Origin of the sequence: Promicromonospora citrea (assembly GCF_013004695.1) — a bacterium.
Taxonomy (GTDB): Bacteria; Actinomycetota; Actinomycetes; order Actinomycetales; family Cellulomonadaceae; genus Promicromonospora; species Promicromonospora citrea.
The window spans coordinates 1-8,764 of the sequence record NZ_JABEMG010000162.1; the positions used below are offsets into that span (position 1 = coordinate 1).

The 8,764-nt window shown below is 75.9% G+C and carries 7 protein-coding genes; 4 read left to right on the forward strand and 3 right to left on the reverse strand.

Annotated features, from left to right (window positions below; genetic code table 11):
• The 3 genes from HLB15_RS20775 to HLB15_RS20785 all read left to right on the forward strand — a co-directional run.
• Positions 1-712, forward strand: a 712-nt coding sequence (locus HLB15_RS20775) for an SDR family NAD(P)-dependent oxidoreductase (protein ID WP_171108237.1), incomplete at its 5' end; no start/stop codon positions are given.
• 39 nt (positions 713-751) lie between these two features.
• Positions 752-2,077 (forward strand): alpha-hydroxy-acid oxidizing protein, encoded by a 1,326-nt coding sequence (locus tag HLB15_RS20780; RefSeq protein WP_229785517.1) that lies wholly within the window; start codon positions 752-754, stop codon positions 2,075-2,077.
• Positions 2,078-2,224: 147 nt separating this feature from the next.
• On the forward strand, positions 2,225-3,655 hold the full coding sequence (locus HLB15_RS20785; protein ID WP_171108241.1) for an MFS transporter: 1,431 nt from the start codon (positions 2,225-2,227) through the stop codon (positions 3,653-3,655).
• A gap of 58 nt (positions 3,656-3,713) precedes the next feature.
• Here the strand turns inward: HLB15_RS20785 and HLB15_RS24375 are convergent, their stop codons facing one another.
• Positions 3,714-5,072: a sigma-70 family RNA polymerase sigma factor gene (locus tag HLB15_RS24375; protein ID WP_229785515.1), complete on the reverse strand. Its 1,359-nt coding sequence runs from the start codon at positions 5,070-5,072 to the stop codon at positions 3,714-3,716.
• Positions 5,073-5,247: 175 nt separating this feature from the next.
• On the opposite strand from HLB15_RS24375, the gene HLB15_RS20800 reads away from it, so the two are divergent.
• On the forward strand, positions 5,248-6,957 hold the full coding sequence (locus HLB15_RS20800) for an HNH endonuclease signature motif containing protein (protein ID WP_171108242.1): 1,710 nt from the start codon (positions 5,248-5,250) through the stop codon (positions 6,955-6,957).
• A 14-nt stretch (positions 6,958-6,971) separates the two neighbouring features.
• Here HLB15_RS20800 and HLB15_RS20805 read toward each other — a convergent pair whose 3' ends face one another.
• Positions 6,972-8,369, reverse strand: coding sequence for an MFS transporter (locus HLB15_RS20805; protein ID WP_212760167.1), 1,398 nt, complete (start codon positions 8,367-8,369; stop codon positions 6,972-6,974).
• Positions 8,366-8,764: zinc-binding dehydrogenase (locus HLB15_RS20810; protein WP_171108243.1), on the reverse strand; the 399-nt coding region annotated here is incomplete at its 5' end. The genes HLB15_RS20810 and HLB15_RS20805, both read right to left, overlap by 4 nt.

Sequence of the window (8,764 nt, forward strand, 5' to 3'; positions counted from 1 at the left end):
CGTCGAGGCGCGCCGGCTGGACCTCGGCTCGCTGGAGTCGGTGCGGGCGTTCGCCGCCACGGTCGACGGCCCCGTCGACCTGCTGGTCAACAACGCGGGCACCATGGCCGGTGAGCTGCGGCACACCGCCGACGGGTTCGAGAGCCAGCTCGGCATCAACCACCTGGGTCACGTCGCGCTCACCGCGCGGCTCCTCGACCGCGTCAGGGGCCGCGTCGTGACCGTCACCTCGACCGCCTACCGGGCCGCGCGCCTCGACCTGGACGACCCGCACTGGGCCGCCCGCCCGTACCACCCGTTCGCCGCCTACGGCGCGTCGAAGCTGGCGGTCCTGCTGTTCACGGTGGAGCTGCAGCGACGGCTCGCCGCCGCGGGATCGCCCGTGCTCGCCACCGCGGCGCACCCCGGCTGGGCCGCGACCGGCTTCCGGACCACGACCGGCAACCGCGCCGCGGACGCCCTGTTCGCCGCCGGCACCCGCGTCCTCGCCCACGGGCCGGAGCAGGGCGCGCTGCCCACGCTGCTCGCCGCCGTCGGCGACGTGCCGGGCGGCAGCCTCTCCGGGCCGAGCCGCCTGGGCGGCGTCCGCGGCCCCGCGCACGTGGCCGACGCCGCACCCCTGGCCGGCGAGGGCGACCTCGCGCGACGCGTCTGGGCGCTGTCGGAGGAGCTCACCGGAGAGAGGTTCTCGCAGGTCACGGCGCTCGGCTGACGGGCGCCGGCCCGGCCACGAGATGGCAGGATGTCCGACATGCCCCCAGCTGCGACCAACGTCGGTCGGACCGCACAGTCCGCCATCTACAGCGCCGGTGTCTTCGGGCGCCGCCCCGTCGTGCCCACCAGCCCCGACGCCCTCGCCGACGCCGCACGACGCCGCATGACCCGCACCGGCTGGGCGTACGTCGCCGGCGGCGCCGGAGCCCAGCGCACCGTCGCGGCCAACCGCGAGGCGTTCGGTCGGTACCGCACCGTCCCGCGCCAGATGGTCGACGTCGGCGAACGGTCCCTCACCACCACCCTGCTGGGCCGCGAGCTGCCCGCGCCCGTCCTGTTCGGGCCCGTCGGCGCGCTCGAGCTCGCGGTCCAGCACCAGCGCGGCGGGCGCGCCGCCGCACCCGGGCACGCCGAGCCCGCCCTCGCCGCGGCCGCGCGCGACCTCGGCCTGCCCGTCGTCATCTCCTCCCAGGCCTCCACCCCGATGGAGGACACCGCGGCCGCCCTCGGCGACAGCCCGCGCTGGTTCCAGCTCTACTGGTCGGCCGACGACGCCGTCGCCGAGTCGTTCGTCCGCCGCGCCGAGGCCAGCGGCTGCGAGGCGATCGTCGTCACCCTCGACACCCACGTGCTCGGCTGGCGCACCCACGACCTGGACCTCGGCTACCTGCCGTTCGCGCGCGCCGAGGGCATCGCCCAGTACCTCAGCGACCCCGCCTTCCAGGCCCTCGTCGCCGAGCGCGTCGCCCGCACCCCCGACCCCGCGGCGCCCGCACCCCGGCCCACGCTCGCCGCCGTCCGCGCCCTGCTGTCCATGGCCCGCCACCACCCCGGGCCCACCTGGCGCAACCTCACCGGCCCGCACGCGCGCGCGGCCGTCGAGACCTTCCTCGACGTCTTCTCCCGCTCCACCCTCACCTGGGCCGACCTCGCCTGGCTGCGCGAGCGCACCACCCTGCCGATCCTCGTCAAGGGCATCCAGCACCCCGACGACGCCCGCGCCGCCCTCGACCACGGCGCCGACGGCGTCGTGGTCTCCAACCACGGCGGACGCCAGGTCGACAACGCCGTCGCGGCGCTCGACACCCTCGCCCCCGTCGCCGACGCCGTCCGCGCGCACACCGAGACCGCACCCGTCCTGTTCGACTCCGGCGTCCGCAGCGGCGCCGACGTCTTCACCGCCCTCGCGCTCGGCGCCGACGCCGTCCTGCTCGGCCGCCCCTGGGTCTACGGCCTCGCGCTCGCCGGTGCCGACGGCGTCCGCGCCGTCGCCACGCACGTGCTCGCCGAGCTCGACCTCACGATGGCGCTCGCGGGTGCGTCGCGCGTCGACCAGGTCGGACGGCACAACCTGGCGGGGTGAGCCGGGCTCCCGGGTGGTGTCCTGGGTGGTGTCCCAGGTGGTGTCTCCGGGGGTGCCGTCGGCTGGTCGTCGGGTCGGTGAGCGGTCGGTATGAGATCGTGACCGCCTCGCCCCCCGCGGTCGGCACGATCCGGGCAGACTGCCGCCATGACCGACGCCCGCCAGCGACCTGACAGCACGGCCCCCGGTTCCGCCGCGCCGCCCCCGGCCATGGGGCTGGAGCTGCGCGAGGGCGCCCACGTGCCGCGCCGTCAGGTGATCTCCTGGGCCCTCTGGGACTGGGGCACCCAGCCGTTCAACACCGTGATCCTGACGTTCGTGTTCACGGCGCTGTACCTGACGACCGACGCGTTCCTCGACCCCGCGGTCGCCGCGCTGGAGACCGACGACCCCGCCTACCAGCACGGGCTCGCCGAGCTGAGCAGCGGCCTCGGGTTCTGGAACGCCGCGGCAGGCGTCCTGGTCCTCCTGCTCGCGCCCGTGCTGGGGCAGCGCGCCGACGCGACCGGCCGCCGCAAGACGTGGCTCGGCGGAGCGACCGTCGGGATGGTCCTGTGCATGCTCGCGCTGTGGTTCGTCGAGGCGGACCCGGCGTACTTCGTGCTCGGCGCCGCCGTCATCGGCCTCGGGAGCGTGCTCAGCGAGATCGGCGGCGTCAACTACAACGCGATGATGGTCTCGGTGGCCACTCCGCGGACCGTCGGCGCGGTGTCCGGGCTCGGGTGGGGGCTCGGGTACGTGGGCGGCATCCTCATGCTCGTGCTGGTCGTGGTGGCGAACACCGTCGACTGGTGGGGCATGCCGACGGACAACGGCCTCCCGTTCCGCGTCATCGCCGTCGCCTGCGCGCTGTGGGCGGTCGCGTTCGCCTGGCCGATCTTCGCGTACGTGCCCGAGCGGCAGCTCGGTGCGGCCCGGCCCACGGTCGGGTTCTTCGCGGGCTACGTCGTGCTCTACCGCGACATCAAGAACCTGTGGCACACCGCCCGGCGGACCTTCTGGTTCCTGCTGGCCAGCGCGGTCTACCGCGACGGGCTCAGCGGCGTGTTCGCCTTCGGCGCCATCATCGGCAGCGTCAGCTTCGGCTTCTCGGCCGACCAGGTCATCGTCTTCGGCATCGCCGCCAACCTCGTCGCGGGCATCAGCACGATGCTCGTGGGCCTCGCCGACGACCGGTTCGGGCCACGCGCCGTCATCCTCACGGCGCTCGGCACGGTCGTGGCGGCCGGCCTGGGCGTCGTGCTCCTGCGCGACCTCGGCCCGATCGTCTACTGGGTCGGCGGGCTGATCCTGTCCGCCTGCGTCGGCCCGGCGCAGGCAGCCTCCCGCTCCTACCTCGCGCGCGTCACGCCCGCCGGGCGCGAGTCCGAGATCTTCGGCCTGTACGCCACCACGGGGCGGGCGACGTCCTGGATGTCGAGCACGCTGTGGAGCATCGTGATCGCGCTGACCGGCGCGACGATCTGGGGCACGTTCGGGATCATCGGTGTGGTGCTCGTCGGGCTGGTGCTGCTGTGGTTCGTGCCGACGGCCGAGACGGGCGAGACGCCGGCGCACGGCGCGGCACAGGCCGGCTGAGGCGGGAGCCGGCCGGGCTCGTCTCCTCGTCGGGCCGCGCTGTGGACGCCCGGGCTGCTCACCCGTCGGCGTGCCGGGCAGCCTTGCGGCGACGGCCGTACTCCGCGCGTGCCTCGTGCAGCCACGCCGCGATCCGCTCCAGGTCGGCCAGCGGGCCCAGGTGGCGCAGCTTGTCCGGGTTCAGGACGCCGTGGATCGCGCGCAGGCGCCCGTCGTCCGCCACGTCGAACGACCAGGTGCCGACCAGACCGCCGCCCAGGACGTCGTCCGCGACGATGAGCAGGCCCGGCTGACCGCCCACCAGCGCGCGCTCGAAGCGCACCGGCATGCCGTAGCGCAGGAAGCCGGCCAGCGTCTTGGCGACCGGCTCCCGGCCGGCCACGGGCCGCGCGATCGACATGCCGCGGGGCACGTTGCCCCCGCTGTCGCCGGTGAGCACGACGTCCTCCGCGAGCAGCGCGAGGAACGGCTCGACGGCGCCCTCCTCGCAGGCCGCGAGGAACCGCGTGACGAGCTCCTCGGCGCGGCCGACGGGTGCCGCGGTCACGGGTGCGCCGGCGCGGGATCTCCGCGGTGCGGGGGAGGTGCCCGCGACGGCGTCCGTCCGCGTACGGCCTCGTGACGCCGGGGTGCCTGGGGTCGGTCTCGCTGCTGTCGGCCGGCCTGCTGCCGGCCGGTGCGTCGCCGGTCGGTCTGTCGGCTGGTCTGTCGGCTGGTCTGTCGACCGGGCGGCTGCCGATCGCCAGGCATCCGTCGGGCCGTTCGTCGCCGAGCTGTCCGTCGTCGGGCGGTCGGCCGGCGGCCCGTCGACGTCCGCCGTCGTGTCCGCCGCCGTCGTGTCGCGGGTGCGACCCTCGCGCCGCTCGGCGATGCGTCGTCGTGCGCGGGAGGCGAGCTGGCGTGCCGCGACCTCGGTCGTGCCGATGACGTCCGCGGCCTCGCTGTGCGGGAAGCCGAGCACGTCGTGCAGCAGGAACGCGGCACGCTCGGTCGGGGTGAGGGTCTCCAGGAGCACGAGGAACGCGGTCGAGAGGTCGTCGGCGAGCTCGGCGTGGGCGGCGGCGTCGGGCGGGGGAGCGGCCATGGCGACGGGCAGGTGGACGGGGCCCACCAGCGGCTCGGGGAGCCACTCGCCCACGTAGGACTCGCGCCGTACCCGCGCCGAGCGCAGCACGTCGATGGAGATCCGTGTCGTCACGGTGGTCACGAACGCGTCGGGGTTGCGGACGTCCTCGGCCTGCGACACCCGGGTGAGCGCCTCCTGCACGACGTCCTCGGCCTCGGCGACGCTCCCGAGCATCCGGTAGGCGACGGAGAAGGCGAGCGGGCGCAGGCGGTCGAGCTCGACGTCGTGCCCGCCGATCTCGCGCGTGCGGTCGCCGTGCGTCTCTTCGCCCTGCGTGCCGGAGGTCGTCATGAGCCCATGCTCTCTCGTCATACCCCCTCGACGGAGCAGGGAGGTGCGATGTGACGGTCGTCCCGAACGTTGATGAAAAGTTGTCCACAGATGGCGAACCGCACGTGCGGTGCGTACGGCTGTACGAGAGAATGGCGCGTGACGACGAGGGTGGGCCGACGAAAGGCGGGTGCGCGTGGAGGAGCCAGGACCGGGCGGGGCGCGCGACGCCGTGCCCACCGCACAGGCCTGGGAACGCGCCCTGGTACACCTCGAGGCGGCGGCGGGCGACCTCGCGGCCCTGGTGAGCAGCCTGGACGGCTCGGGCGCCCCGGACGCGGCCCGGCTCGTCGCGACGCACACGCGCCTGCGGCGGGTCACGGGCAGGCTGGACGGGGTGCGGTACGCGGTGCTGCCCCGCATCGAGGACGCGGGGTCGTGGCGCTCGGGCGGCGCGGCGCGGACGTTCGCGACCTGGCTGCGGCTGCGGGAGGGCGTCGCGGCGTCGACGGCGCGCAAGGACGTCTCCACCGCGCGCCGTCTCGCGCAGGCGCTGCCGGCGACACGGGACCGACTGGTCGCCGGGACGCTCGGTGCCGACCACGCCCGCGTGATGTGCGAGGTCGCGCCGACGAGCCGCACCCGGCAGGACGCGCTCGCCTGGCTGGTCGACACCCGCACGGGCGAGGTCACGACACCGGAGGCGTACGTGCAGACGGTGCCCGTCGACGTCCCGGACCCGTCCGACGACCCGGACGGCGAGCGCACGCGCACACGCATGACCGAGGCGCTGGAGGCAGCGGTCGACGACGGTGTGCTGGTCACCGGTGAGACGCTCGTGCTGGACGAGGCGCGCACGCTGGACGCGGACCGGTTCCGCGTGGTCGCACGCCGGTTCGCCACCGTGACCGACCCCGACGCGGACGACGCCGACGACGACAAGGCGGCGGAGGGCGAGTTCCTCGACCTGTCGCGGACGTTCGGTGGCTTCCATGTCGCGGGCTTCCTGACCCACGAGCACGGGACGCTCGTGACGACAGCGGTGAACGCGCTCCTGGGCGCCCCGAGCGCGGAGGACACCCGCACGCCCGGGCAGCGCAGGGCGCAGGCGCTCGCGGACGTCGCCCGCCTCGTGCTCGACACCGACCAGGCGTCGCCGGGGGCGGCCGTGCGGCCGCATCTCAACGTCACGGTCTCGTGGACCGAGCTGCTCGCCCAGGCCGCCTGCACCGACGAGGGGAGGTGTGCGGCCTGCGGACGCGGTTCGGGGCAGGGCGGTTCGGGGCAGGGCGGCTCCGGGCAGGGCGGCGGGCCAGGGATCTCCCTCACGCGGGGCGGCCCGGTGCTCACCGAGTCCCGCGACCGCATCCCGCGCTCGCTCCTGCGCCGGCTCGCGTGCGACAGTGCGATCACCCGCATCGTCTTCGGCCCCGACGGGGCCGTGCTCGACGTCGGCCGCGCCCAGCGCACCGTGAGCGGCCAGATGCGGCGGGCGGTCATCGCCCGGGACCGCCACTGCGTCTACCCGGGCTGTGACCAGCCGCCGTCCCGCTGCGAGGTGCACCACGCGGTCGTCCACTGGGCGGACGGCGGCTCCACGTCAGCCGCGAACAGTGCCCTGCTGTGCTGGTACCACCACCAGCTCGTCGACACCCGTGGCATCACCATGCGCTGGGTCGGCACGAGCTCGACCGTGAACCGACAGGGCGCCGCCGCGACGCTCCTGGACAGCGGGTGGGCGTTCACGGACGCCCGCGGACGGCGCATCCGGCTGCCGGACCCGGTCGACGCCGACCCGCCCGGCGGGACGGGCGGCGACCCGCCGGGCGCCGCGGTGGTCGACGTGTCCGACGCCCTGGACGGCCGCCCCGCCGGGGCCGCGTCCACCGACGGGGAGGCGGCGTGAGGGCCCGGGCCGCCTCAGGGACGCGGACCCGGGAAGGTGCTGTCGGTGAACCTGGTGCGGGTCGTCGCGCCGTCCGTCGTCACGCCGCCGGGCGCGACCGCTGCCTCCCGCGCGCCCGGCGTGGTGCGCGCTGCCAGCACCACCACCGTCGCGGCCAGCAGGCCCGTGCCGCCGAGCACGACGGCGTACGCCGGTACACCGGCGACGGCGTAGAGCGACCACAGCAGCGACCCCGTGACGGACGAGGCGACCGCACCGGCGACGGCGTCCGCCACCTGGAGGGCGGACGACGCGGAGCCCTGCTCGTGGGGCTCGGCGAGCTCGAGCGTGAGGACCGAGAGCGTCGGGTACACCAGACCCATGCCGCTGCCGGACAGGACCCAGAACGCCATGCCCGCGCCGACCGGGACCCCTGGCGCCACGAGCAGAGCCGCGCCCACCACGCCCGACGCGAGCAGCCCGCCGCCGAGGCGCACGTAGCCGGCGTGGCTCAGGTGCAGGAGGTTGCGGCCGCGCACCCAGGACGCGGCGGACCAGCCGAGCGCACCCACCGTCAGGACCAGCCCCGCGACGGCAGGGCTCAGGTGCCGTTCGTGGACGAGGAGCAGCGGGAGGAGCACCTCTGCCCCGGTGAAGGCGGCCGACACCAGCGCCCGCACGGAGATCACCGACGGCAGCCCTGGCCGCGCCCGAAGGACCGACCCGGCGAGGCGCAAAGCAGCGGCGAGCGGAGCGGCCTGCGCGCGCCCGGCACCTGGCTCGGGCGCGTGTGCCACCGCCCCGGTGGCCCCCGTCCCGCCGGCCGCCGCGAGGCCCGGTCGCATCAGGACGGCTGCCGGCACGGTGAGCACCGCCGCGCCCAGGAACACCCAGCGCCAGCCGAGATGCTCCACGACCAGCCCCGCGAGGCCCGGCCCGACGATCGCCGGTACCACCCACGCCGCCGCGAACGCGGAGAACACGGCCGGGCGGCGGTCCGGCGCGAAGACGCGCGCCACGAGCACGTACAGCGCCACACCGAACAGGCCGCTCCCGACGCCCTGGACCGCCCGCCCCGCGATGAGCGTTCCCATCCCGGTCGCGGCGCCCGCCACGCCCAGCCCCACGACGAACAGTGCGACACCCGTCCACATCGCCGGTGCGGGACCCGAGCGGTCGCACCAGCGACCGGCGGCGAGCATGCCGACCACGCTCGTCGCGAAGACGACGGCGAACGCGAACGTGTAGAACCGCAGGCCGTCGAGGTCGACGGCGATGGCGGGCATCGCCGTGGCGACCGCGAGCGCCTCGAACGCACCGAGCGAGCAGAGGGCGACCATGCCGACGAGGACCCGGCGCTGCGCCGCACCGCTGAGCGCCGCCCGTGTCTCGGCGCTCGCGGCCGGGGGCGCGGGGGTAGCAGCGGCGTTCACACGAGCACCACCTTGCCGACGGTGCGGCGCTCCTCGAGCTCGCGGTGCGCCCGGGCGGCCTCGGCGAGGGGCACCCGGTGCGTCGCGACGCGCCAGCGGCCGGAGGCGGCGTGGGCGATCGCGCGCTGCTGGTAGGCGCGCGGGTCGTCCATGGGCGGGGCGTCGGGCCCGACGACGTAGCGCACCTCGAACCCGCGCTCGCCGTCCGCGGGCCGGATCCGGTCGTCGCCGGCCCAGGAGGTGTACCGGTTCGGGGCTCCGGACGCCCAGCCGTACGTGATCAGCCGCCCGGGTCGCGAGGCGCCGGCGGGGGCCTCCGCCGTGTGCCCGGGTGCCGCGCCGGGCGCGGGGGCGTCGTGCGGCGCCTGCCCGGGTGCGTGTCGCGCCGTGAGGAG